At 70.1% G+C, this 24,570-nt stretch carries 18 protein-coding genes and 1 pseudogene; all 19 read left to right on the forward strand.

All coding sequences use genetic code 11. The features are described 5' to 3' along the window. Window positions 1–22: 22 nt before the first annotated feature. The 19 genes and pseudogenes from AC1HIL_RS04920 to tssH all read left to right on the forward strand — a co-directional run bounded on the left by AC1HIL_RS04920 (window position 23) and on the right by tssH (window position 24,559). Window positions 23–607 (forward strand): amino acid synthesis family protein, encoded by a 585-nt coding sequence (locus tag AC1HIL_RS04920; protein ID WP_057593419.1) that lies wholly within the window; start codon window positions 23–25, stop codon window positions 605–607. Between the two features lie 75 nt (window positions 608–682). After that, entirely contained in the window at window positions 683–1,888 is a 1,206-nt protein-coding gene (locus AC1HIL_RS04925) for an ABC transporter substrate-binding protein (RefSeq protein ID WP_057593418.1), read from the forward strand. 142 nt (window positions 1,889–2,030) lie between these two features. After that, window positions 2,031–3,959, forward strand: coding sequence for an ABC transporter permease (locus AC1HIL_RS04930; RefSeq protein ID WP_479671280.1), 1,929 nt, complete (start codon window positions 2,031–2,033; stop codon window positions 3,957–3,959). Then, window positions 3,956–4,721: pseudogene (locus AC1HIL_RS04935) on the forward strand (ABC transporter ATP-binding protein). The gene AC1HIL_RS04930 and the pseudogene AC1HIL_RS04935 overlap by 4 nt, the downstream one beginning before the upstream one ends. Then, window positions 4,718–5,461: an ABC transporter ATP-binding protein gene (locus tag AC1HIL_RS04940; protein ID WP_479671281.1), complete on the forward strand. Its 744-nt coding sequence runs from the start codon at window positions 4,718–4,720 to the stop codon at window positions 5,459–5,461. Before AC1HIL_RS04935 ends, AC1HIL_RS04940 begins: the two are co-directional and overlap by 4 nt. A gap of 85 nt (window positions 5,462–5,546) precedes the next feature. After that, a complete protein-coding gene (gene pncA / locus AC1HIL_RS04945; RefSeq protein ID WP_413761842.1) occupies window positions 5,547–6,272 on the forward strand; it encodes a bifunctional nicotinamidase/pyrazinamidase in 726 nt (241 codons plus the stop codon). Between the two features lie 66 nt (window positions 6,273–6,338). Then, a complete protein-coding gene (locus tag AC1HIL_RS04950; RefSeq protein WP_413761841.1) occupies window positions 6,339–7,499 on the forward strand; it encodes an ABC transporter substrate-binding protein in 1,161 nt (386 codons plus the stop codon). Continuing rightward, the gene (locus AC1HIL_RS04955) at window positions 7,477–7,983 is read left to right on the forward strand and encodes a (2Fe-2S)-binding protein (RefSeq protein WP_479671282.1); all 507 of its coding nucleotides are present in this window, start codon (window positions 7,477–7,479) and stop codon (window positions 7,981–7,983) included. Before AC1HIL_RS04950 ends, AC1HIL_RS04955 begins: the two co-directional genes overlap by 23 nt. Next, window positions 7,980–11,723 carry a molybdopterin cofactor-binding domain-containing protein gene (locus AC1HIL_RS04960; protein WP_479671283.1) on the forward strand — a complete coding sequence of 1,248 codons (3,744 nt, stop codon included), beginning with the start codon at window positions 7,980–7,982 and terminating at the stop codon, window positions 11,721–11,723. Before AC1HIL_RS04955 ends, AC1HIL_RS04960 begins: the two co-directional genes overlap by 4 nt. A gap of 202 nt (window positions 11,724–11,925) precedes the next feature. Then, window positions 11,926–13,116 (forward strand): fumarylacetoacetate hydrolase family protein, encoded by a 1,191-nt coding sequence (locus tag AC1HIL_RS04965; protein WP_479671284.1) that lies wholly within the window; start codon window positions 11,926–11,928, stop codon window positions 13,114–13,116. A 180-nt stretch (window positions 13,117–13,296) separates the two neighbouring features. Then, window positions 13,297–14,388 (forward strand): type VI secretion system protein TssA, encoded by a 1,092-nt coding sequence (gene tssA, locus AC1HIL_RS04970; RefSeq protein ID WP_261212001.1) that lies wholly within the window; start codon window positions 13,297–13,299, stop codon window positions 14,386–14,388. A gap of 61 nt (window positions 14,389–14,449) precedes the next feature. Beyond that, the gene (tssB, locus tag AC1HIL_RS04975; RefSeq protein WP_057593409.1) at window positions 14,450–15,019 is read left to right on the forward strand and encodes a type VI secretion system contractile sheath small subunit; all 570 of its coding nucleotides are present in this window, start codon (window positions 14,450–14,452) and stop codon (window positions 15,017–15,019) included. 33 nt (window positions 15,020–15,052) lie between these two features. After that, window positions 15,053–16,558, forward strand: coding sequence for a type VI secretion system contractile sheath large subunit (gene tssC, locus AC1HIL_RS04980; RefSeq protein ID WP_057593408.1), 1,506 nt, complete (start codon window positions 15,053–15,055; stop codon window positions 16,556–16,558). Window positions 16,559–16,603: 45 nt separating this feature from the next. Continuing rightward, window positions 16,604–17,086 carry an Hcp family type VI secretion system effector gene (locus tag AC1HIL_RS04985; protein ID WP_057593445.1) on the forward strand — a complete coding sequence of 161 codons (483 nt, stop codon included), beginning with the start codon at window positions 16,604–16,606 and terminating at the stop codon, window positions 17,084–17,086. A gap of 262 nt (window positions 17,087–17,348) precedes the next feature. After that, complete coding sequence (locus AC1HIL_RS04990; protein ID WP_479671285.1) at window positions 17,349–18,215, forward strand: type VI secretion system accessory protein TagJ; 867 nt, start codon at window positions 17,349–17,351, stop codon at window positions 18,213–18,215. Further along, the gene (gene tssE / locus AC1HIL_RS04995; protein WP_057593406.1) at window positions 18,215–18,772 is read left to right on the forward strand and encodes a type VI secretion system baseplate subunit TssE; all 558 of its coding nucleotides are present in this window, start codon (window positions 18,215–18,217) and stop codon (window positions 18,770–18,772) included. The genes AC1HIL_RS04990 and tssE overlap by 1 nt, the downstream gene beginning before the upstream one ends. Further along, entirely contained in the window at window positions 18,772–20,652 is a 1,881-nt protein-coding gene (gene tssF / locus AC1HIL_RS05000; RefSeq protein ID WP_479671286.1) for a type VI secretion system baseplate subunit TssF, read from the forward strand. The genes tssE and tssF overlap by 1 nt, the downstream gene beginning before the upstream one ends. Then, the gene (gene tssG, locus AC1HIL_RS05005; RefSeq protein WP_479671287.1) at window positions 20,649–21,830 is read left to right on the forward strand and encodes a type VI secretion system baseplate subunit TssG; all 1,182 of its coding nucleotides are present in this window, start codon (window positions 20,649–20,651) and stop codon (window positions 21,828–21,830) included. Before tssF ends, tssG begins: the two co-directional genes overlap by 4 nt. Then, window positions 21,827–24,559 (forward strand): type VI secretion system ATPase TssH, encoded by a 2,733-nt coding sequence (tssH, locus tag AC1HIL_RS05010; RefSeq protein ID WP_479671288.1) that lies wholly within the window; start codon window positions 21,827–21,829, stop codon window positions 24,557–24,559. The genes tssG and tssH overlap by 4 nt, the downstream gene beginning before the upstream one ends. The last annotated feature ends 11 nt before the right edge of the window (window positions 24,560–24,570 follow it).

The following is a 24,570-nucleotide window of genomic DNA, read 5'->3' on the forward strand; positions in this document are numbered from 1 at the left end:
AGAAGCCAAAGGAAATCCAGACATGACCGCCAACATCCGCAAGCTCGTCGTCCAGGTCGACGAAACCCGCAAGGAAATGGGCCGCGACATCGCTCCGCCCACGCGCCGCGCGGTCGCCATCGCCGTGATCGCCAACCCCTACGCGGGCCGCTACAGCGAGAACCTCGACGAGCTGATCGCGATCGGCGAGGAGCTCGGCGCGCTGCTGGGCCAGAAGGCCGTGAAGGCGCTGGGCATCGAGCCCGGCCAGGCGCAGAGCTACGGCAAGGCCGCGATCGTCGGCGAAGGCGGCGAGCTCGAGCACGCGGCCGCGATCCTGCATCCCAAGCTCGGCGCGCCGCTGCGCGTGGCGGTCGAGAAGGGCGCGGCGCTCGTGCCCTCGGCCAAGAAGCTCGGCACCCTCGGCACCGCCATCGACGTGCCGCTGGGCCACAAGGACGCGGCCTTCGTGCGCAGCCATTTCGACGCCATCGAGGCCCGCGTCTCCGACGCCCCGCGCGCCGGCGAGATCGTGGTGGCCGTGGCGGTCACCGACAGTGGCCGCCCACTGCCGCGCATCGGCGGCCTGCAGGCCGGCGAGATCAAGGGCGAAGACGGCCTGCGCTGAGGCGACACTCCACCTTTCCACCGATTTTCCCCCGTTCCTTTCCCGCTTTTCTCGAACCCCACCAGGAGCTTCCCGATGATCCCCTTGCGCCATGTTTTCAGCGCGGCTTCCGTCCTGACCCTGACCTGCGCCCTCGTTCCCGCGCACGCCCAGGGCGTGATCAAGATCGGCGAGATCAACAGCTACAAGGCGCAGCCGGCCTTCCTCGAGCCCTACAAGAAGGGCATGGAACTCGCGGTCGACGAGATCAACGCCAAGGGCGGGGTCAACGGCCGGAAGATCGAACTGATCAGCCGCGACGACAACGCGAACCCCGGCGACGCCGTGCGCGTGGCCGAGGAGCTGATCTCGCGCGAGAAGGTCGACGTGCTCGCGGGTGCCTTCCTCTCGAACACCGGCCTGGCGCTGACCGACTTCGCGAAGCAGAAGAAGTTCTTCTACCTGGCCGCCGAGCCGCTGACCGACAAGATCGTCTGGAGCAACGGCAACCGCTACACCTACCGCCTGCGTCCCTCGACCTACATGCAGGTCGCGATGCTGGTGCCCGAGGCCGCCAAGCTCAAGAAGAAGCGCTGGGCCATCGTCTACCCCAACTACGAGTACGGCCAGTCCTCGGTCGCGACCTTCAAGACCCTGCTCAAGGCCGCGCAGCCCGACGTGGAATTCGTCGCCGAGCAGGCGCCGCCGCTGGGCAAGGTCGATTCGGGCAGCGTGGTGCAGGCGCTCGCCGATGCCAAGCCCGACGCGATCTTCAACGTGCTGTTCGGCGCCGACCTCTCGAAGTTCGTGCGCGAGGGCAACACCCGCGGCCTGTTCAAGGACCGCGAAGTGGTCAGCGTGCTGACCGGCGAACCCGAGTACCTCGATCCGCTGAAGGACGAGGCGCCCAACGGCTGGATCGTGACCGGCTATCCGTGGAGCGGCATCAAGACGCCCGAGCACAAGGCCTTCCTCGATGCCTACCAGGCCAAGTTCAAGGACTACCCGCGCCTGGGCTCGGTGGTCGGCTACAGCGCCATCCACTCGATCGCGGCGGGCATCCAGAAGGCCGGCGGCACCGACACCGAGAAGCTGGTCGCGGCCTTCAAGGGCCTGCAGCTCGACAGCCCCTTCGGCAAGATCAGCTACCGCGCGCAGGACAACCAGTCGACCATGGGCGCCTACGTGGGCAAGACGAAGAACGACGGCGGCAAGGGCGTGATGGTCGATTACGTCTACCTCGACGGCGCCAAGTTCCAGCCGAGCGACGACGAAGTCAAGAAGATGCGCCCCGCCGACTGATGCCGCTGCGCGCGGACCGCGGGCATCGCCCGAACGGTCCGCGCGTGCACGGCATGGGCAGCAGGTGGCACCACCACCGCGTCAGCCATGCGCCTCGGGCGCCTGGCGGGGGCGGGAGTTTCCAGTTCCTCGGGATCCTTGAATGAGCTTTTCAGGCTTCGTTGTTCAGTTGCTCAACGGGTTGGCCGGCGCCTCGTCGCTGTTCTTCGTGGCGGCCGGCCTCTCGTTGATCTTCGGCGTGACGCGCATCGTCAATTTCGCCCATGGATCCTTCTTCATGGTCGGCATCTACCTCGCGTACACGCTGGTCGACAAGCTCGGCGCGAGCCTGGGCTTCTGGCCCGCGCTGCTGATCGCGGCGGTCGCGGTCGGCGTGCTCGGCGCGCTGATCGAGGTGCTGCTGCTGCGCCGCATCTACAAGGCGCCCGAGCTGTTCCAGCTGCTCGCCACCTTCGCGCTGGTGCTGGTCATCAAGGACGCGGTGCTGTGGCTCTGGGGCCCCGACGAGCTGCTGGGCCCGCGCGCGCCCGGGCTCAAGGGCTCGGTCGAGATCCTCGGGCGCCAGTTCCCCTCGTACGACCTGTTCCTGATCGTGGTCGGCCCGGTGGTGCTGGGCCTGGTCTGGCTGCTGCTCACGCGCACGCGCTTCGGCACGCTGGTGCGCGCCGCCACGCAGGACCGCGAGATGGTCAGCGCGCTGGGCGTCAACCAGGCGTGGCTCTTCACCGCGGTGTTCGCGCTCGGCGCGCTGCTCGCGGGACTGGGCGGCGCGCTGCAGCTGCCGCGCGAGCCCGCCACGCTCGAGATGGACCTCAACACCATCGGCGCCGCCTTCGTGGTGGTGGTGGTCGGCGGCATGGGCTCGCTGCCCGGCGCCTACGTGGCCGCGCTCTTGATCGCCGAGATCAAGGCCGTGTGCATCTGGCTCGGCGTGGTGCAGATCTTCGGCATCGACGTGTCCTTCTCCAAGCTCACGCTGATGGTCGACTTCCTCGTGATGGCGGCCGTGCTGGTGTGGCGCCCGTGGGGCCTGTTCGGCCGCGCGCAGGCACCGAGCCGCTACGTCGGCATGCAGGAGGAACCGCTGCGCCGCGCCGGCAACCTCTACCTGGCCGGCGCCTCGGTGCTCGCGCTGGTGCTCGCCGCGCTGCCGGTGCTGACGGCCGGTTCGCCCTACACGCTGGTGCTGATGATCGACCTGCTGATCGCGGCCCTGTTCGCCGCCAGCCTGCACTTCATCATGGGCCCGGCCGGCATGCACTCGTTCGGCCATGCGGCCTACTTCGGCCTCGGTGCCTACGGCGCCGCGCTGCTCGCGCGCTCGCTGGGCCTGCCGATGGAACTCACGCTGGTGGTCGCGCCGCTGGTGGCCGCGCTCGGCGCCTTCGTCTACGGCTGGTTCGCGGTGCGGCTGTCGGGCGTGTACCTCGCGATGCTCACGCTGGCCTTCGCGCAGATCACCTGGGCCATCACCTACCAGTGGGACAGCTTCACGGGCGGCAGCAACGGCCTCACGGGCGTCTGGCCCTCGGCCTGGCTGTCGGACAAGCGCGCCTACTACTGGCTCACGCTGGTGCTGGTGTCGGCCGGCGTCTGGTGGCTGCGCCGCGTGCTGTATTCGCCCTTCGGCTACACGCTGCGCGCGGGCCGCGACTCGGTGCTGCGCGCCGACGCCATCGGCATCGACGTCAAGCGCATGCAGTGGGCCGCCTTCGTCATCGCGGGCGCGGTGGCGGGCCTGGCCGGCGCGCTGTTCGCGTTTTCCAAGGGCAGCATCTCGCCCGAGACGCTGTCGGTCGGCAAGTCGGTCGACGGCCTCGTGATGGTGCTGCTCGGCGGCATCCAGACGCTCGCGGGCCCGGTGGTCGGCGCCGTCACATTCACCTGGCTGCACGACACCGTGGCGCGCAACACCGACTACTGGCGCGCGATGCTCGGCGCCATCATCCTGATCCTGGTGCTGTTGTTCCCGCAGGGCATCGCCGGATCGATCAAGCAGCTCGTGGAGCGCCTGCGCGCGCCCAAGGAAGAGAAGGCCGCCGATGCCAAGCTCGAGGAGGTGAAGGCATGAGCCTGCTCAAGGTCAACAACCTCGGCAAGTCCTTCGGGGGCGTGAAGGCCGTCGATGGCATCAGCTTCGAGCTGCCGCCCGGCGAGCTGCTGGCGCTGATCGGCCCCAATGGCGCCGGCAAGTCCACCACCTTCAACATGGTCAACGGCCAGCTCAAGGCCGACCAGGGTTCGATCACGCTCGACGGCCAGGAACTCGTGGGCCGCAAGCCGCGCGAGATTCTGGCGCATGGGCGTGGGCCGCACCTTCCAGATCGCCGAGACCTTCGCCTCGCTCACCGTGGTCGAGAACGTGCAGATGGCGCTGCTCTCGCACGACCGCAAGCTGTTCTCGATGTGGCGCCGCGCCGCCGAGCACCAGCGCGACGAGGCGCTGGCGCTGCTCGACCAGGTCGGCATGAAGTCGCAGGCCGACCGGCCCTGCAGCGTGCTGGCCTACGGCGACGTCAAGCGCGTCGAGCTCGCGATCGCGATGGCCAACAGTCCCAAGCTGCTGCTGATGGACGAGCCCACCGCCGGCATGGCGCCGAAGGAACGCAACTCGCTGATGGCGCTGACCAAGCAGCTGGTCATCGACCGCGGTATGGCCGTGCTGTTCACCGAGCACAGCATGGACGTGGTGTTCGCCTATGCCGACCGCATGATCGTGCTGGCGCGCGGCCGCCTCATCGCGCAGGGCAAGCCGCTCGAGATCCGCGACCACCCCAAGGTGCAGGAGGTGTACTTCGGCAGCGGCAAGACCTTCGAGAAAGCAGCGGCATGAACACGACGAACGCCTCCGAACCCCTGCTCCAGGCCAAGGCCCTGTGCGCCTGGTACGGCGCGGCCCAGATCCTCTACGACGTCGACCTCGAGGTGCGGCGCGGCGAGGTGGTCGCGCTCATGGGCCGCAACGGCGCCGGCAAGTCGACCACGCTCAAGGCGCTGATCGGCATGCTCGGCAAGCGCCGCGGCGCGGTGCGCTTCCTGGGCCACGACATCTCGAAGAGCGAGCCGCACCACGCGGCACGCCTGGGCCTGGGCTTCGTGCCCGAGGACCGGCGCGTGTTCACCGACCTCACGGTGATGGAGAACCTCGAGGTCGGCAAGCAGGCCGCGCGCCGCTGGGCCGACGGCAGCGACGCGCCGCTGTGGACGCCCGAGCGGCTGTTCAAGCTGTTCCCCAACCTCGGCGAGATGCCCAACCGTCCCGGCGGGCGCATGAGCGGCGGCGAGCAGCAGATGCTGACCGTGGCGCGCACGCTGATGGGCAACCCCTACCTGGTGCTGCTCGACGAACCGTCCGAAGGCGTGGCGCCGGTCATCGTCGAGCAGATGGCGAACATGATCCTCGAGCTCAAGGCGCAGGGCGTGAGCATCCTGCTGTCGGAGCAGAACATGCACTTCGCGGAGCTGGTCTCCGACCGTGCCTACGTGCTCGAGAAGGGCCAGATCCGCTACCACGCCACCATGGCCGAGCTCGCGGCCAACGAGGAAGTGCGGCGCGCGTACCTGAGCGTCTAGTTGTCAGTTGTATGAGTCGGATGCGCCGTCGGGCGCATTCCTTGCAGGGTTTCGTTTCCATCAACGCAAGCACGGAGCACAGACCATGAACGACACGCACCGCAGACGCTTCCTCCAATCCACGGCCGCCCTCGGCCTGCTCGGCGCCTCGGGCGCGCTCTTCGCCGCCGGCGCGAAGATCAAGCCCGGCGACAAGGCCGTGCTGATCGTGGTCGACGTGCAGAACTGCTTCGTCGACGGCGGCACGCTGCCGGTCAAGGGCGGCGCCGACGTGGTGCCGGTCATCAACCAGCTGGCGGCCTCGTTTCAGAACATCGTGGTCACGCAGGACTGGCACACCCAGGGCCATGCCTCGTTCGCGAGCGCGCACGCGGGCCAGAAGCCCTTCAGCAGCATCAAGCTGAACTACGGCAACCAGGTGCTGTGGCCCGACCACTGCGTGCAGGGCACGGACGACGCGGCGCTGCACAAGGACCTCAAGCTGCCGACCGCGCAGCTGATCATCCGCAAGGGCTTCCATGCCGACGTCGACAGCTACTCGGCCTTCGAGGAGGCCGACCGCAAGACCTCGACCGGCCTCGCCGGCTACCTCAAGGCGCGCGGCATCAAGACCGTGTTCGTGACCGGGCTGGCGACCGACTTCTGCGTCGCCTGGACCGCGCTCGATGCACGCAAGGCCGGCTTCGATGCCTACGTGATCGAGGACGCCACGCGCGCCATCGACCTCAACGGCTCGCTGGCCGCGGCCTGGAAGCAGATGAGCGCCAAGGGCGTGAAGCGCATCCAGTCGGCCGACATCCAGGGCGCCTGAGAAGCCCGGCGATGCGCGGCCCCCGCCGCGCATCGACACACCACAACTGCGAGACAAGACGACCCCATGACGATTTCCCTCTCCAGGCGTTCCCTGGTGGCCGGCGGCGCGGCCCTCGCGCTCGGCCCCGGCCTGCTGGCCGCCGCGCGCGCCGACAACGGCGTGAGCGACGGCGCCATCCGCATCGGCCAGTCGGCCGTCTTCAGCGGCCCGGCCAAGGACTTCGGCATCGACTACCGCGCGGGCATCAAGCTGCACTTCGACCGCGTCAACAAGGGCGGCGGCATCAACGGGCGCCGGCTCGAGCTGGTGAGCTACGACGACGTCTACGAGCCCGCGAAGACCGCGCTCAACACCGCGAAGCTGATCGACGAGGACAAGGTGTTCGCGCTCACCGGCTACGTCGCCACCGGCAACCTCGCGGCCGCGATGCCGCTGGCCGAGAAGGCGGGCGTGCCGATGTTCGCGCCGCTGGTGGGCACCACCTCGTTCCGCACGAAGACCAACCGGCTGCTGTTCCACGTGCGCGCGGGCTACGACCTCGAGCTGCGCAAGATCATCAGCCACCTGTCGACCATCGGCATCCAGTCGATCGCGGTGGTGCACCAGGACAGCGCCTTCGGCAAGTCGAACCTCGCCACCTGCGAGGAACTCGCGGCCGACTACAAGGTGAAGGTGGTCAAGACCTTCCCGCTGGCGATCGCCGCCGAGGACGCGAAGCCGGTGGTCGCGGGCCTCGCCGAGGCCAGGCCCGGCGCGGTCGTGATGATCATGGCCGGGCGCCAGGTCGAGGTCTTCATGCGCGACTACCGCGCGAGCGCGGGCGGCGCGCCGCTGTACACGCTGTCGGTCGGCATCACCGACGCGGCCGGCTCGGCGCAGCGGCTCGAGGGCAAGCTCGCGGGCCTGGTCACGGCCAGCATCGTGCCGCCGCCGCAGGCCGTGCGCGTGCCCATCGTGGCCGATTACCAGCGCGACCGCGCCGAGTTCGGCGAGAAGATCGACAGCTACACCGCGCTCGAGGGCTACATCGTCGCGCGCGTGATGGCCGAGGGCCTGCGCCGCGGCGGCAAGGCGCTCACGCGCGAGAGCTTCGTCGCGGGCCTCGAGAGCATCGGCAGCACGCGCTTCGGCGACTTCCCGATCGAGTACGGGCCGAAGAACCACAACGGCTCGAACTTCGTGGACCTGGAGATGTACACCCGTGACGGCCAGCTGCGGCGCTGAGGGCCGCGCCGAACCGCTGCGGCTGAGGGTCAACGGCCGCTCGCAGGCGCTCGCGGTGCCGCGCGAGGCCTCGCTGCTGCAGGTGCTGCGCAACGACCTCGGGCTCAACGGACCCAAGTACGGCTGCGGCCTCGGCCAGTGCGGCGCCTGCACGGTGCATGTCGACGGCATGGCCGCGCGCGCCTGCGTGATTCCCGCGCACGGCGTGGCGGGCCGCGCCATCACCACGCTCGAGGGCCTGGGCACGCGCGGCGACTGGCACCCGGTGCAGGCGGCGTTCGAGGAGGCGCAGGCCGCGCAGTGCGGCTACTGCCTCAACGGCATGGTGATGCAGGTGGCGGCATTGCTGGCGCGCGAGCCGGGTGCCAGCGAGGCGCGCATCCGCAGCGAGCTCTCGGGCAACCTGTGCCGCTGCGGCACGCACATCGAGATCCTCGACGCGGCGCAGCGCGCGGCGCGCCGGCTGCGGGCGACGCAGCCATGACACGGCGCGCCGACCTGCCGCGCACGCGCGCGGAGTTCCTCGCCGCCGAAGGCGTGCTGCTGGTGGTGCGCGAGACCCCGCCGGCACCGCCGCCGGCCAGGGGCCAGCCGGCCTTCATCGCGGGCAATCCCGCCGAGGGCGACGAGGTGCTGCTCGCGGTGTGGGACGACGGCAGCGCCTCGGCGCTCAACGGCCACGTCGACCTCGGCACCGGCATCCAGACCGCGCTGGGCCAGATCGTGGCCGAGGAACTCGAGCTCGGCATGCCCTGCGTGCGCGTGATGCTCGGCGACACCGCGCGCGCGCCCAACCAGGGCGCGACCATCGCGAGCGCCTCGATCCAGATCCATGCGCAGCCGCTGCGCCTCGCGGCCGCGCAGGCGCGCGCCTGGCTCATCGCGCGCGCGGCCGAGCGCCTGGGCGTGGCGCCCGAGGCGCTGCAGGCGCGCAATGGCGTCGTGCGCGTGGCCGAGGCGCCCGACCGGCACCTGAGCTATGCCGCGCTCGTGGCGGGCCAGCGCACCGTGCTCAGGCTCGATGCGAAGGCCGCCACCAAGGACCCCGCCGACTACCGCGTGGTCGGCACGCGGCAGGCGCGCGTCGACATCCCGGCCAAGCTCGCGGGCGAGCTGGTCTTCGTGCACGACATGCGCGTGCCCGGCATGCTGCACGGCCGCGTGGTGCGCCCGCCCTACGCGGGTGCCGATCACGGCGACTTCATCGGCAACACGCTGGAGTCGGTCGACGAATCGTCGATCGCCCACATCCCCGGCATCCGCGCGGTGGTGGTGATCCGCGACTTCGTCGGCATCGTGGCCGAGCGCGAGGAGCATGCCGAGCAGGCGCTGCGCGAACTGCGCGTGCGCTGGAAGCCCTGGCCCGGCATGCCCGGCCTCGACGACCTCGCGCAGGCGCTGCGCGACAACCCCTCGACGCAGCGCCTGCTGGTCGACGAGGGCGACGTCGACGGCGCGATCGCGCGCGCCGCGCATCCGATGCCGCGCACCTATGTCTGGCCCTACCAGATGCACGCCTCGATCGGGCCGTCTTGCGCGCTGGCCGAATGGCAGCCCGAGGACGGAAGCGGCATGCAACTGCGCTGCTGGGCCGGCACGCAGAACCCGCACGTGCTGCGCGCCGATCTCGCGAAGCTGCTCGGCGTGCAGGACCTGCAGGTCGACGTGGTGCGCATGGAGGCCGCGGGCTGCTATGGCCGCAACGGCGCCGACGACGTGGCGGCCGATGCCGCGCTGCTCGCGCGCGCCGTGGGCGCGCCGGTGCGCGTGCAGCTCACGCGCGAGCAGGAGCATGCATGGGAGCCCAAGGGCGCCGCGCAGCTGATGGAGATCGATGGCGGCCTCGCGGCCGACGGCAGCGTCGCGGCCTACGACTTCCAGACCTCCTATCCGTCGAACGGCGCGCCCACGCTCGCGCTGCTGCTCACGCGCACCCTCGAGCCGGTGGCGCAGGCCTACGAGATGGGCGACCGCACCGCGCGCCCGCCCTACGGCTACGACAACCTGCGCGTGAAGGTCAACGACATGGCGCCGATCGTGCGCGCCTCGTGGCTGCGCGGCGTGTCGGCGCTGCCGAGCTCGTTCGCGCACGAGTCGTACATCGACGAGCTCGCGACCGCGGCGGGCGTCGACCCGGTGCAGTTCCGGCTGCGCCACCTCGACGATCCGCGCGCGGTCGAGCTGGTGCAGGCCACCGCGCAGAAGGCCGGCTGGCGGCTGCGCACCGGCCCGCAGGAGAACGCCGAGGGCGGGCTCGGGCCCGGCGGCGACATCCTGTTCGGCCAGGGCTTCGCCTATGCGCGCTACGTGCACAGCAAGTGGCCGGGCTTCGGCGCCGCCTGGGCCGCCTGGGTGGCCGACGTCGAGGTCAACCGCCGGACCGGCGAGGTGCATGTGCGCCGCGTGGTGGTGGGGCACGACGCGGGCCTGCTGGTCAATCCCGCGGGCGTCGAGCACCAGGTGCACGGCAACGTGATCCAGACCACGAGCCGCGCGCTCAAGGAGCAGGTGCAATTCGCGCCGCAGTCCGGGCCGGCCGAGGGCGGCGAACGCCTGCCCGGCGCGCTGCCTTCGGGCGTGGTCGCGAGCCGCGAGTGGGGCAGTTACCCGATCATCAACTTCCGCGAAGTGCCGGTGATCGAGGTGATGCACATGCCGCGTCCCGGCGAGCCGTCGCTGGGCGCGGGCGAGTCTTCGTCGGTGCCGGGCACGGCGGCGATCGCGAACGCGATCTTCGATGCGACGGGCGTGCGCTTCAGGGCGCCGCCGTTCACGCCGGAGACGGTGCTGGCGGAGTTGAATCGCGGGCTGCTGCCTCCTCCGCCGGGGGAGGGCGGCGGCAAGCCGCAGGCCGATGGCGATGCCGGCGTGCCCCCATCCCGGCCTTCTCCCAGAGGGGGAAGGAGCAATGCCATCTGGCCACGGCGCAAGGGCCTGTGGGCCACGGGCGCCGCGCTCGTGGTCGGCGGCATCGGCGTCGTCGCGGGCCTGCTCGGCTGGCGCTCGGCGATCGCGCCGGTGTCGCTCACCGCGCCGGTCTACAGCGAGGCCACCATCGAGCGCGGCCGCGTGCTCGCGGCGCTCGGCGACTGCGCGGTCTGCCACACCGCGCCGGGCGGCGCGCCCAACGCCGGCGGCCGCGCGATGGACACGCCCTTCGGCACGCTCTACACCACCAACCTCACGCCCGATGCCGAGACCGGCCTCGGCCGCTGGTCCTTCAGCGCCTTCCAGCGCGCGATGCGCGAGGGCGTGTCGCGCGACGGCCATCACCTCTATCCGGCCTTCCCCTACACCGCCTTCGCGAAGACCAGCGACGACGACCTGCAGGCGCTCTACGCCTACTTCATGGCGATGCCCGCGGTGCGCGCCGAAACGCCGAAGTCCGAGCTCAAGTTCCCGTTCAGCCTGCGGCCGCTGATGGCCGGATGGAACGCGCTCTTCCACGATCCCGCGCCGCTGGCGCCCGTGGCCACGCAGAGCGCCGAGTGGAACCGCGGCGCCTACCTCGTCAACGGCCTCGGCCATTGCGGCGCCTGCCACACGCCGCGCAATGCGCTCGGCGCGGAGCAGGGCGGCAGCGCCTTCCTGTCGGGCGCGATGGTCGACGGCTGGGAGGCGCCGTCGCTCACGATGCGCTCGAAGTCCGCCATGCCCTGGGACGCCGATTCGCTCTACCGCTACCTGCGCGACGGCCATTCGCCGCGCCACGGCATCGCGGGCGGCCCGATGGCCGAGGTGGTGCGCGAGCTCGGCGCCGTGCCCGATGCCGACATCCGCGCGATGGCGACCTACCTCGCCTCGTTCAATCCCGAGCCCCTGCCCGAGGCCGCCGCGCAGGCCGAGGCGCGGCGCATCGTCGACACCGCGGCGCGCACGCAGGGCCAGCTGCTCGGTCCCGCGCAGCGCATGTTCGACAGCGCCTGCGCCGCCTGCCATCACGACGGCGATGGTCCCACGCTGCTGGGCGTGAACACGCCGCTCGCGCTCAACGGCAACCTCGCGAGCGCGAAGCCCGACAACCTGCTGCGCACCATCCTCGATGGCGTGCGCCATCCCGCGACGCGCGACATCGGCTTCATGCCCGCCTTCCGCGACGCGCTCGACGACCGCCAGATCGCCGAGCTCGCGGGCTACATGCGCGCGCGCTTCGCGCCGCAGGAGCCCGCCTGGCCCGACCTGCAGGCCGAGGTCGCGCGCGTGCGCGCCGCGCCAGGGCACTGACAGCCGAATACGGGCAGCCGAACGCAGAAGGAAGACCAAGGGAGCGCAGAAGTCGCAGAAGAAGAGAGCCAATTTTTCTGGCTGTTCTTCCGCGACTTCTGCGCAACCTTCGCGACCTCTGCGTTCGGCTGTCCGCATTTCGCAAGCGCCCGCACGGCGCTACGATGCCCGCGCACTTCCACCAACAGAGACATCCACCGCCATGCCACTCGATCTCCAGACCGCCACCAGCCTTCCGCAAGACGCCGACCAGGCCACCCTCGTGGGCCGTCTCTGGCAACCGGGCGTGGGCCCCGTGCTCGTGGCCGTGCAGGGCGATGGCCTGCACGATCTCTCGCGGCTCGCGCCCACGATGAGCGACCTGCTCGAGCTGCAGGAGCCGCCCGCCGATGCCGTGCGGCGCGTGATGCGCGGCGGCCAGGCGCCGTGCATCGCGGCGCTGGCCGAGGTGCTCGCCAACAGCGACGCCACGGCGCGCAACGAGGACCGGCCCTGGCTGCTCGCGCCCTGCGACCTGCAGGCCGTCAAGGCCAGCGGCGTGACCTTCGTCGCGAGCCTGCTCGAACGCGTGATCGAGGAACAGGCGCGCGGCGATGCATCGAAGGCCGAGGCCACGCGCGCGGCGCTCGGCGGCGTGCTCGGCGACAACCTCGCCGACATCGTGCCGGGCTCGCCCGAGGCGATGAAGGCCAAGGAGGTGCTGATCGCGCAGGGCGCGTGGTCGCAGTACCTCGAGGTCGGCATCGGGCCCGATGCGGAGATCTTCACCAAGGCGCCCGTGCTCTCGTCGGTGGGCACGGGCGCCGACATCGGCATCCATGCGGCCTCGGTGTGGAACAACCCCGAGCCCGAGGTCGTGCTCGCGGTCAACAGCCGCGGCGAGACGCTGGGCGCCGCGCTCGGCAACGACGTCAACCTGCGCGACTTCGAAGGCCGCAGCGCGCTGCTGCTCGGCAAGGCCAAGGACAACAACGCCTCGTGCGCCATCGGCCCGTTCATCCGCCTGTTCGATGCGCACTTCGGCATCGCGCAGGTGCGCCGCATCACGGTCGCGCTCGAGGTGCGTGGGCCCGAGGGCTTCGTGCTCGAGGGCTCGAGCTCGCTCGCGAAGATCAGCCGCGATCCGCTGGACCTCGTGGCGCAGGCCATCGGCATCCATCACGACTATCCCGATGGCCTGATGCTGTTTCTCGGCACGATGTTCGCGCCCACGCAGGACCGCCACGGCCCGGGCCAGGGCTTCACGCATTCGGTCGGCGACATGGTGCGCATCGCGGCGCCCGAACTCGGCGCGCTGGTCAACCGCGTCGCGCATGCCGACAAGGCCCCGCGCTGGACCTTCGGCATCGGCGCATTGATGCGCAACCTGGCCGCGCGCGGCCTCTTGCATTGAATCCTGTCATGGTGCGGTCATGCACCGTTAAGCCGTACTGTGTAACGATCTTGGAAGATGTACTTCTTTGTGATTCATAGACGGCACGATGACCTCAGATGTAGTTGACCGCCTCCTCGCTTCCACTCAAGATAACTAATGATTTGTTAATGTTTTGATTGGTTGAACGAGGGAGATCGGGTGTCGCAGGCAGAGATCGAGCTTTTGCAAAAGCCCGTCGAGGGCCCGCTTCCGTGCGGTGAGGATCTGGAATACGACGCCGATTTCATGGCGTTGCAGCAGGCAACGCTCGGCAAGCGCGAGCAGCAGTTCGGCAACACCATCATTCCGGCCGAGCCGCCCGACTGGACCAAGGTCGAGCGCATCGCCAAGCAGTTGTGCGAGCGCACGCGCGACCTGCGCGTGCTGGTGCCGCTCACGCTCGCGTGGACCGAGAGCCGCGGCCTGCCGGGTTATGTCGAAGGGCTGCAGCTGGTCGACGTGGTGCTGCAGACCTTCTGGGACGACGTGCATCCGCGCGTGGTCGACGGTGGCGACGAGGACCCGCTGCCGCGCATGAACGCACTGGCCGCGCTGGCCGAGAGCGAAGGCATCGGGCGCAGCGTGCGCGATGCGCGCCTGCTCGACGACGGCGGCGTGACGATGACCTTGCGGCAGGTCGAGGCCCTGCTCGATTCGAGCAAGGCCGACCAGATCGACTATCCGGGCGGCGTGGGCCGCCTGCGCGAGGCCGCGCGCCGTGCGCACGACCACGACGCCCCGCCGATCGTCGCGCTGCGCTCGGCGCTCGCGCTGCTGCAGCGCATCCGCGAGACCTGCGAGCGCGCGCTGGGCCAGAGCTGGGCGCCCGACTTCTCGCGTCTCGAGCGTTCGATGCGCACGGTGGCGCAGTTGCTGCCCGAGAAGGCATTGCAGAGCGCGCTCGAGGCGCCACAGACCGCGCACCAGAGCCCGTCGGCGAGCGATGCGGTGGCGCCGGCCGCGTCGCCCGTCGCGGCCGCGACCGTTGCAAGTGGCGGTCCCGGCCTACGCGCAATCGGTATCAACGATATTGAAATAACGAGCCGCGAAGATGTGCAGGTGTTGTTGGAAAAGGCTTGCCGGTATCTGGAGCGCGCGGAGCCCAGCCATCCCGCGCCCCTGCTGATACGCAGGGCGCAGAAGCTGCTGGCGCTCAACTTCTTCCAGATCATCGAGGAGCTCATGCCCGAGGGACTGCAGAAGCTGGAGAGCCTGGCGGGCCGGCCACCGGGGACCGACGCATCGCAGTAGGCGCCGGCGGCCGGCGCATGCGGTCCGCACGCATTCGATCGAAGAATCAAGAGGAAGCTTTATGGCAGACAACCGTGTCAGGAACAGTGGTCAGAAGTTCATCGCGCGCAACCGCGCACCGCGCGTGCAGATCGAGTACGACGTCGAGATCTACGGCAGCGAACGCAAGATCCAGCTGCCCTTCGTGATGGGCGTGATCGCCGACCTCGCGGGCAAGCAGGTCGACCCGATGCCCGATCTCGCCGAGCGCGAGTTCATGGCGGTGGACATCGACAACTTCGACGACCGCATGAAGTCGATCAAGCCGCGCGTGGCCTTCCAGGTGCCCAACACGCTGACCGGCGACGGCCAGCTCAACGTCGACATCACCTTCGACAGCATGGACGACTTCTCGCCCGCGCGCATCGCTCGCCAGGTCGACGCGCTGCAGCAGCTGCTCGACGCGCGCACCGAGCTGTCGAACCTGCTGTCCTACATGGACGGCAAGAACGGCGCCGAGCAGCTCATCGCACAGGCGCTGCAGAACCCGGCGCTGCTGAAGTCGCTGGCCACCAGCCCGAACCCCGCGGTGGCCAGTGCCATCGACGCGGCCGCGGAGAAGCCGGCGGGCACGCCGGGCAGTGCCGAGTAAGCGCGAGCCGATCACGTCGACAGGATCATCACCATGAGTACCGTGCAAAAACAATCCGCGCGCGCGCAGCAGACCGTCGAGGCGCTCGAGCCGAACGAGTTCTCCGACCTGCTCCAGCGCGAGTTCAAGCCCAAGACCGACCAGGCGCGCGAGGCGGTGCAGAACGCCGTCAAGACGCTGGCGGTGCAGGCGCTCGAGAGCTCCGTCACCATCTCCAACGATGCCTATCGCACGGTGCAGGCCATCATCACGGAGATCGACCGCAAGCTCTCCGAGCAGATCAACCAGATCCTGCACCACGAGGACTTCCAGCAGCTCGAGGGTGCCTGGCGCGGCCTGCACTACCTCGTGAACAACACCGAGACCGACGAGCAGCTCAAGATCCGCGTGATGTGCGCCTCCAAGCGCGAAGTCGCGCGCTCGCTCAAGCGCCACAAGGGCATCGGCTGGGACCAGAGCCCGCTGTTCAAGAAGATCTACGAGGCCGAGTACGGCCAGTTCGGCGGCGAGCCCTTCGGCGCGCTGATCGGCGACTTCCATTTCGACCACAGCCCGCCCGACGTCGAGATGCTCGGCGAGATGGCGAAAATCGCCGCGGCCGCGCACTGCCCCTTCATCGCGGGCGCCTCGCCGACCGTGATGCAGATGGAATCGTGGCAGGAGCTGTCGAACCCGCGCGACCTGACGAAGATCTTCCACAACACCGAGCACACCGCGTGGCGCTCGCTGCGCGAGTCGGAGGATGCGCGCTACATCGGCCTGGCGATGCCGCGCTTCCTCGCGCGCCTGCCCTACGGCGCGCGCACCAACCCGGTCGACGAGTTCGAGTTCGAGGAGGAGACCGACTCGGCCGCGCACAACCGCTACACCTGGGCCAACTCGGCCTACGCGATGGGCGTGAACATCAACCGCTCGTTCAAGCAGTACGGCTGGTGCACCTCGATCCGCGGCGTGGAATCGGGCGGCGCGGTCGAGAACCTGCCGACCCACACCTTCCCGACCGACGACGGCGGCGTGGACATGAAGTGCCCGACCGAGATCGCGATCAGCGACCGGCGCGAGGCCGAGCTCGCGAAGAACGGCTTCATGCCGCTGGTGCACCGCAAGAACTCCGACTTCGCGGCCTTCATCGGCGCCCAGTCGCTGCAGCAGCCGGCCGAGTACTACGACGCCGACGCCACGGCCAACGCGAACCTGGCGGCACGCCTGCCCTACCTGTTCGCCTGCTGCCGCTTCGCGCACTACCTCAAGTGCATCGTCCGCGACAAGATCGGTTCGTTCCGCGAGCGCGAGGACATGGAGCGCTGGCTCAACGACTGGATCATGAACTACGTCGACGGCAGCCCCGGCACCTCGTCGCAGGACACCAAGGCGATGAAGCCGCTCGCGGCGGCCGAAGTCCAGGTGGAACCCATCGAGGACAACCCCGGCTACTACGCCGCCAAGTTTTTTCTCCGGCCGCACTACCAGCTCGAAGGGCTCACGGTGTCTTTGCGGCTGGTTTCGAAGCTGCCGTCCAACAAGAAGGACAGCAGCTAATTCAACAGTGCCTCGATGGGGCACGCACAACTCCGGGGGTTAATGATGGCAGTAGACATGTTCATGCGCGTCGAAGGCGCGAACGGCGAATCCAAGGACTCGAACCACAAGGACTGGACGGATATCAAGTCGTTCGCATGGGGTGCGACGCAGCCTGGCAACATGGTGAGCGGCGGTGGCGGTGGCGTGGGCAAGGCCAGCTTCAACGACCTGCAGGTGCTCGCGCGCATCGACAAGGCGGCACCGTCCGTCATGAAGAACTGCGCCAGCGGCAAGCACCTGAGCAAGGTCGAGGTCTCGGTCTGCAAGGCCGGTGGCGGTCAGATCGAATACACGCGCGTGACGCTCGAGGAAGTGCTGGTCACCTCGGTGCAGTACACGGCCGAGCAGGGCAGCGACGCGGTGTTCGTGCAGTACGCGTTCCAGGCCGCCAAGGTCAAGCAGCAGTACTGGGAACAGACCGACAAGGGCGGCAAGGGCGCCGAAACCCAGCTCGGCTGGAACATCAAGGAAAACAAGGAAGCCTGATCTTCCACGGGCCCGGCCGGGCTCGCGGGCGGCGCCTCGGTGCCGCGCGCGAGCCGGTCTCCGGCTGACGGTCCTGGGCCGCCAGCCGAAGGCCGAGCGGCGAAGGCGGTGCATGTCGCCGCCATCCCGCGGCGCAGGCCACGGTCCCGCGCAGCGGGTGCCGGCAGGCCACGAGCGATATCCAACCACCGACCATGGCGGCGGCCCCGGCTTCATCAGGGCCGGGACCGCGCATTGGCGAAACGACAGAGGAAGCTGCTTCATGGGCGATGCGTTTGCAGGACTGGGCGAGCGCTCGGTGGCCGAGCACACCGAGGGGATACAGCGGCAGATCCGCGCCGATCCCCAGAACGCCAGCCTGCGCCTCGCGCTGTGCCACTTCCTCGCGCTGCGCGGCGAGTGGCAGCGCGCCGAGGACCAGCTCAAGGCGGCCGTCAAGTTCGACCCCTCGTTCACGCCCGCGAGCGCCACCTGCTCGATGGCGCTGGCCGGCGAGCGCCAGCGCAGCGCCTTCTGGGCCGGCGACGCGGCGCGCGCGCCCGCGTTGCTCGGCGAGGGCGCGGACTGGGTCGATGCGCTGATCGCGGCCGCCGCGCTGCCGGCCGACCGGGCCGACGAGGCCACGCGGCTGCGCGAGTCGGCGCGCGATGCCACGCCCGCGCTGCGCGGCCTGCTGCAGGCCGTGGATCGTTCGGGCGAAGCGACGGGCGAAGTCGTCGATGGCGAGGCGCTCGAGCGCATCGACATCGACTGGCTCTGCGACGGCGACGCGCGCCTCGGTGCCGCGCTCGAGGTCATCACGCCCGCGGGCTATGGCTGGCTGCCGCTGCCCTCGGTGCGCCGCCTCAAGTTCCAGCGGCCGCAGCACCTGGTCGACCTGCTGTGGTCGCCGGTGCAGGTCGAGCTGGCCGATGGCCGCGCACTGGCCGTGCTGGTGCCGGTGCGCTACGCGGGCGAGCTCGCCACGCTCGAGGACGGCCTCGCGCTCGCGCGCCGCACCGACTGGTTGCCGCTGCCCGGCGAGGCCGCGTTCGCGGGCGCGGGCCAGCGCACCTTGATCAGCGACGCGGGCGACCACGCGCTGCTCGAGCTGCGCACCATCGAGTTCGCGGCCGGGGAGGCGGCCTGATGGCCACGGCCGGCGCCTCCGCCTGGTCGGGCCTCGATGCCGAGGGCGAGCAGGAGAGCGTCGCGCGCGACCGGCTGCAGCCGGTGCTGCTCGACCGCCTCACCGACAAGCAGCCGAGCAACCGCCAGGAGCGCGCGGGCGCCTTCCTGATGAGCGGCAAGCTGCTGCGCGACTCGGTTCTGCGCGACCTGCAGTGGCTCCTGAACACCACCAACTTCGGCACCGCGCATTCGATCCAGAACATGCCGCGCGCGCGCCGCTCGGTCGTCAACTACGGCGTGCGCGGTTGGGCCGGCGGACGCATGTCGGAGGTCGACTTCGCCGACGTCGAGGCCGCGATCCGCACCGCCATCATCGACTTCGAGCCGCGCATCATGAAGGACAGCATCGACGTGCGCTGCGTGACCGACGCCACCGAGCTCGAGCACCACAACCTGCTGGCGCTCGAGATCCGCGGCACCCTGTGGTCGGTGCCCTATCCGATCGAATTCATCCTGCGCTCCGAATTGGACCTGGAAAGCGGCCACATGATGCTGCGCCCCACCGGAGGCCTCTGATGGACGCGCGGCTGCTCGATTACTACAACCGCGAACTCACCTACATGCACGAGCTCGGTGCCGAGTTCGCGCAGCGCTATCCGAAGATCGCGGGCCGCCTGGGCATGCGCGGCATCGAGGTCAGCGACCCTTATGTCGAGCGGCTGCTCGAGGGCTTCAGCTTCCTCACGGCGCGCATCCAGCTCAAGATGGACGCCGAGTTCCCGCGCTTCTCGCAGCGGCTGCTCGAGGTGGTCTATCCGAATTTCCTCGCGCCGCTGCCCGCCATGGGCGTGGTGCAGATCGACGGCAACCTCAATGAGGGTTCGCTGAAGGCCGGCTACGAGCTGCCGCGCCACACGATCCTGCGCGGGCGCATGATCAAGGGCGAGCAGACGGCCTGCGAGTTCCGCACCGGCCACGCGGTCACGCTGTGGCCGATCCGCATCGCCGAGGCCAGCCTGGGGCCGGTGCCTGCCGAGATCCTGCATGCGCTGCCGATCGTCGCGCGGCAGGCCAGGAGCGCGATCACGATCAAGCTCGAGGCCGTGGGCGGCGCGCGCTTCGCCGAGATGCCGCTGGAGCAGCTCGAGTTCTTCCTCTCGGGCGCCGAGCTGCATGCGCTGCGCGTGCTCGAGCTCGCGGTGCACCACTCGATCGGCACCGTCTGCCGCAGCGGCCCCGGCACCGCGGGGCAGGGCGCGCGCATCGTGCCGCTGGGCGAGGAGGCGATCCGCCACGAGGGCTTCGAGCCCGACCAGTCGCTCTTGCCCTACGACGCGCGCTCGTTCCAGGGCTACCGGCTGCTGCACGAGTACTTCGCCTTCCCCGACCGCTACCTGTTCTTCAGCGTCAACAAGCTGCGGGCCGCGGCCGCGGCGATGGGCGGCAACACGATGGAGATCGTGATCCTGCTCGACCGCGCCGACGGCGACCTCGAGCGGCTGGTCGACGCGCGCCAGTTCTCGCTGTTCTGCACGCCGATCGTGAACCTGGTGCCGCGCCGCAGCGACCGCATCCCGGTGGGGCCGGGCCAGCACGAGCACCATGCGGTGATCGACCGCACGCGGCCGCGCGACTTCGAGATCTTCACCGTCGAGCGCGTGGTCGGCCACATGAGCAACGGCTCCGAGGAGCGCGAGTTCCGGCCCTTCCTCGGCTCCTTCGCCTCCGACGACGGCGACTTCGGCGCCTACTTCTCGGTGCGGCGCGAACCGCGGCTGGTGTCGGACCGCGCGCGCGCGCAGGGCACGCGCACCAGCTACACCGGCAGCGAGGTCTACGTCTCGCTGGTGGACCAGCATGACGCGCCCTTTCCGCACAGCCTGCGCCACATCACGCTCGATGCGCTGTGCACCAACCGCGACCTGCCGCTCTTGCTGCCCACGGGCCTGGAGTCGGACTTCACGCTGCGCGTGTCGGCGCCGGTGCGCGCGATCCGCATCCTGCGCGGTCCCTCGCGGCCCTACCCGGCGCTTGCCGAGGGCGCGCTGACCTGGCGCCTCATCAGCCACCTGGGCCTCAACTACCTGAGCCTCACCGACGTCGATGCCGAGCAGGGCGCGGCCGCGCTGCGCGAGATGCTCGACCTCTACGGCAACCTCGCCGATCCCTCGGTGCGCCGCCAGATCCAGGGCGTGCGCTCGATGAAGCTGGCGCCGGTGTTCCGCCGCCTGCCCGAGCCGGGCCCGATCGTCTTCGGCCGCGGCGTGGAGATCGCGCTGAAGCTCGACGAGACCGCGTTCTCGGGCGCGAGCCCGTACCTGTTCGGCGCCGTGCTCGAGCAGTTCTTCAGCCGCCACGTGTCGCTCAACGCCTTCACCGAGTTCGCGCTGTCCAGCCTGCAGCGCGGCGAGATCGCGCGCTGGCTGCCGCGCATCGGACGCCGGCCCGCCGTATGAGCAGCACCACCGAGCTCCGCGAGGACACGGGCGCCGCGCAGCAGGCGCCGGCGGGCGACGCGGCGGACCGGGCGGTGGAGCACGAGACACGGGCCGAGGCGGCGCCGCCCGTGCGCGGCCTGCCGCAGGTCGACCCGGCGCTTTGGGCCGGCCTGCTCGAGCAGCCCTTCGAGCACGACCTCTTCATGCTGCTGCGCCGGCTCGACGCGCACGGCGACCATCCGCTGCTGGGCCGCGCGCCGCGCCCGCTCGACGAGCCGCTGCGCCTCGGCCAGGAGCCCTCGATGGCCTTCGCGCCCTCGAACGTCTCGGGCGTGGACGACAGCCGAGACGGCCCGCCGCAGATCTCGATCTATGGCTTCGGCCTGTTCGGCCCCAACGGCCCGCTGCCGTTGCACCTGACCGAGTACGCGCGCGAGCGCAAGCGGCACCACAACGACCACACGCTCAGCGCCTTCGCCGACCTGTTCCACCACCGGCTGATCCTGCTGTTCTACCGCGCCTGGGCCGATGCCCAGTCGGTCAACAGCCTCGACCGGCCCGACGGCCACCGCTTCGTCGAGTACGTCGCGAGCCTCATGAACATGGGGCAGCCCGGCCTCAAGGAACGCGACCGCATCGCCGACCATGCGCGCACCCACATGGCGGGCCACCTGGTGCGCCAGACGCGCAACCCCGAGGGCCTGATCCAGATCCTGCGCCTGTACTTCGACCTGCCGGTGCGCGTCGAGGAGTTCGTGAGCGACTGGGTGACCATCGACGAGCCGCAGGTCAGCCGCATCGGCCTGTTCGGGCGCAACCACCGGCTCGGCGCCGGTGCCACCATCGGCCTCGCCGTGCGCGACGCGCAGAGCAAGTTCCGCCTCGAGCTCGGGCCGCTGACGCTCGAGCAGTACCGCGCCTTCCTGCCCGGCAGCCGGCGGCTGCAGCAGGTGGTCGACTGGGTGCGCCAGTACGTCGGCATCGAATTCGCGTGGGAGCTGCGGCTCGTGCTGCGCAAGGAAGAGGCCGGCGGCATGCAGCTCAACGGCGGCCAGCGCCTGGGCTGGGGCAGCTGGCTCGGCACCCGCCTGTCCGACACCGACGCCGGCGACCTGGTGTTCGCGCCCGAGGCCCTGCATTCGCGTTCCGCAGCCACCGCTTCCCATACCTCCGCATCCTTCACCCAGGCCTCATGACCGACATCCGCCGCGTCTCGCTGTTCTCCAAGCTCAACCCGATGCTCTACAAGGCATTGGAGACCGCCACCGCCTTCGCCAAGCTGCGCGGCAATGCCTACGTCGAACTCGTGCACTGGCTGCACCAGATCCTGCAGCTGCAGGACAGCGACCTGCTGCGCATCGTCAAGCGCGCCGGCCTCAACCTCGACGCGGTCGAGCAGGACCTGGTGCGCGCGCTCGACCGGCTGCCGCACGGCGCGACCTCGATCAGCGACATCTCCGAGCACGTCGACAGCGCGGTCGAGCGCGCCTGGGTCTATGCCAGCCTGCGTTTCGAGGCGACCTCGATCCGCGGCGCCTACCTGCTCGCGGGCATCGTCAAGACGCCGGGGCTGCGCCAGGTGCTCTCGGGCATCTCGCGCGAGTTCGACAAGCTGGTGCCCGACGTGCTGATCGCGCAACTGCCGGCCTGGACCGAAGGCTCGCCCGAGGACGACTACGACATCGCGCCCGAACCGGCGACAGGTGGCGTGCCGGCTCAGGCCGGTGCCGCGCCGCAGGCCGCGGGCGGCTCGGCGCTGGCCAAGTACGCGAGCGACCTCACGGCCAAGGCGCGCGCGGGCGAGCTCGATCCGGTCTACGGCCGCGACGACGAGATCCGCCAGATCGTCGACATCCTGATGCGGCGGCGCCAGAACAATCCGCTGCTCACGGGCGAGGCCGGCGTCGGCAAGACCGCGGTGGTCGAGGGGCTGGCGCAGCGCCTGGCCGCGGGCGACGTGCCGCCCTCGCTGCGCGAGGTCTCGCTGTGGGTGCTCGATCCCACGCTGCTGCAGGCCGGCGCGGGCGTGAAGGGCGAGTTCGAGCAGCGGCTGCGGCAGGTGATCGACGAGGTCGAGAAGAGCCCCAAGCCCATCGTGCTGTTCGTCGACGAGGTCCACACGCTGGTGGGCGCGGGCGGCACCGCCGGCACCGGCGACGCCGCCAACCTGCTGAAGCCCGCGCTCGCGCGCGGCCGGCTGCGCACCATCGGCGCCACCACCTGGTCGGAGTACAAGAAGTACATCGAGAAGGACCCGGCGCTCACGCGGCGCTTCCAGACCATCCAGGTGCAGGAGCCGACCGAGGACAAGGCCGTGATCATGCTGCGCGGCATCTCGGCCGAGCTCGAGAAGCACCACGGCGTGCTGATCCTCGATGCCGCGCTCGAGGCCGCCGTGAGCCTGTCGCACCGCTACATCCCCGCGCGCCAGCTGCCCGACAAGGCCGTGAGCCTGCTCGACACCGCCTGCGCGCGCGTGGCGCTGAGCCAGCATGCGCTGCCGGCCGCGCTCGAGGACCTGCAGCGGCGCATCGAGGTGCTGGGCATCGAGTCGGGCATCGCGCAGCGCGAGGCCGCGATCGGCGTGGGCGAAGCGCAGCGCGTGCAGGACATCGCGGCGCAGATCGATGCCGCCCAGGCCGAACTCGCGACGCTCGAGCAAAGGCGCAGCGAGGAGAGCGAACTGGTCGAGCGCATCGTGGCGCTGCGCCGGCGGCTCTCGCCGGCGGCGGTGCCGGTGCAGGCCGAAGAGGTCGCCGAGGATGGCGAGGAAGAAGACAACACGGAGGCCGCACCGGCGCCCCCCGAGGCCGAACCCGAGGCCTCGCCCGAGCAGATGCGCGCCGAGCTCGACGCGGCGCAGCGCAAGCTGTCGCAACTGCAGGGCGAATCGCCGCTGATCCTGGCCGCGGTCGACGAGCAGGCCGTGGCCACGGTGGTGGCCGACTGGACCGGCATCCCGATCGGGCGCATGGTGCGCGACGATGCGCAGTCGGTGCTGCGGCTCGGCGAGATCCTGTCGCAGCGCGTGGTCGCGCAGACCGATGCGCTCGACACCATCGCGCGGCGCATCCGCACCGCGCGCGCGCGGCTGGACAACCCCAACAAGCCGGTCGGCGTGTTCCTGCTGTGCGGCCCCTCGGGCGTGGGCAAGACCGAGACCGCGCTCGCGCTGTCGGAGGCGCTGTACGGCGGCGAGCAGAACCTCGTCACCATCAACATGAGCGAGTTCCAGGAGTCGCACACCGTCTCCACGCTCAAGGGCGCGCCGCCCGGCTACGTGGGCTACGGCGAGGGCGGCGTGCTGACCGAGGCGGTGCGCCGCCGGCCCTACAGCGTGGTGCTGCTCGACGAGATCGAGAAGGCCCACCCCGACGTGCACGAGATCTTCTTCCAGGTCTTCGACAAGGGCTGGATGGAGGACGGCGAGGGCCGCCACATCGACTTCCGCAACACCGTGATCATCATGACCTCGAACGTCGGCACCGACCTGGTCATGCAGCTGTGCGAGGACCCGGTGCTGCGCCCCGACCCCGAGCCGCTGGCGCAGGCACTGCGCGAGCCGCTGCTCAAGGTGTTCGCGCCCGCGCTGCTGGGGCGGCTGGTGGTGGTGCCCTACTACCCGCTGCATGCCGACGCGCTGCACCGCATCATCCGGCTGCAGCTCGACCGCGTGGCCGCGCGCCTGCAGGCCAACCACGGCATTACCTTGGGTTACACCGACAGCGCCGTGGAGCTTGTGGCGCGCCGGTGTACGGCCATAGAGTCGGGTGGACGGATGATCGATGCGATCCTCACGCACACCATCCTGCCGCGATTGAGCGAGGAAGTCATCGGCGCCACGGTCAGTGCGCGCAAGCTCGCGGGCGTCGAGCTCTCGGCGCAGGGCGACGACTTCCACTACGCGTTTACCGAAACCAGCTAAGCGAAGGGAGT

The sequence above is a fragment of the Variovorax sp. ISS6 genome (genome assembly GCF_056523145.1).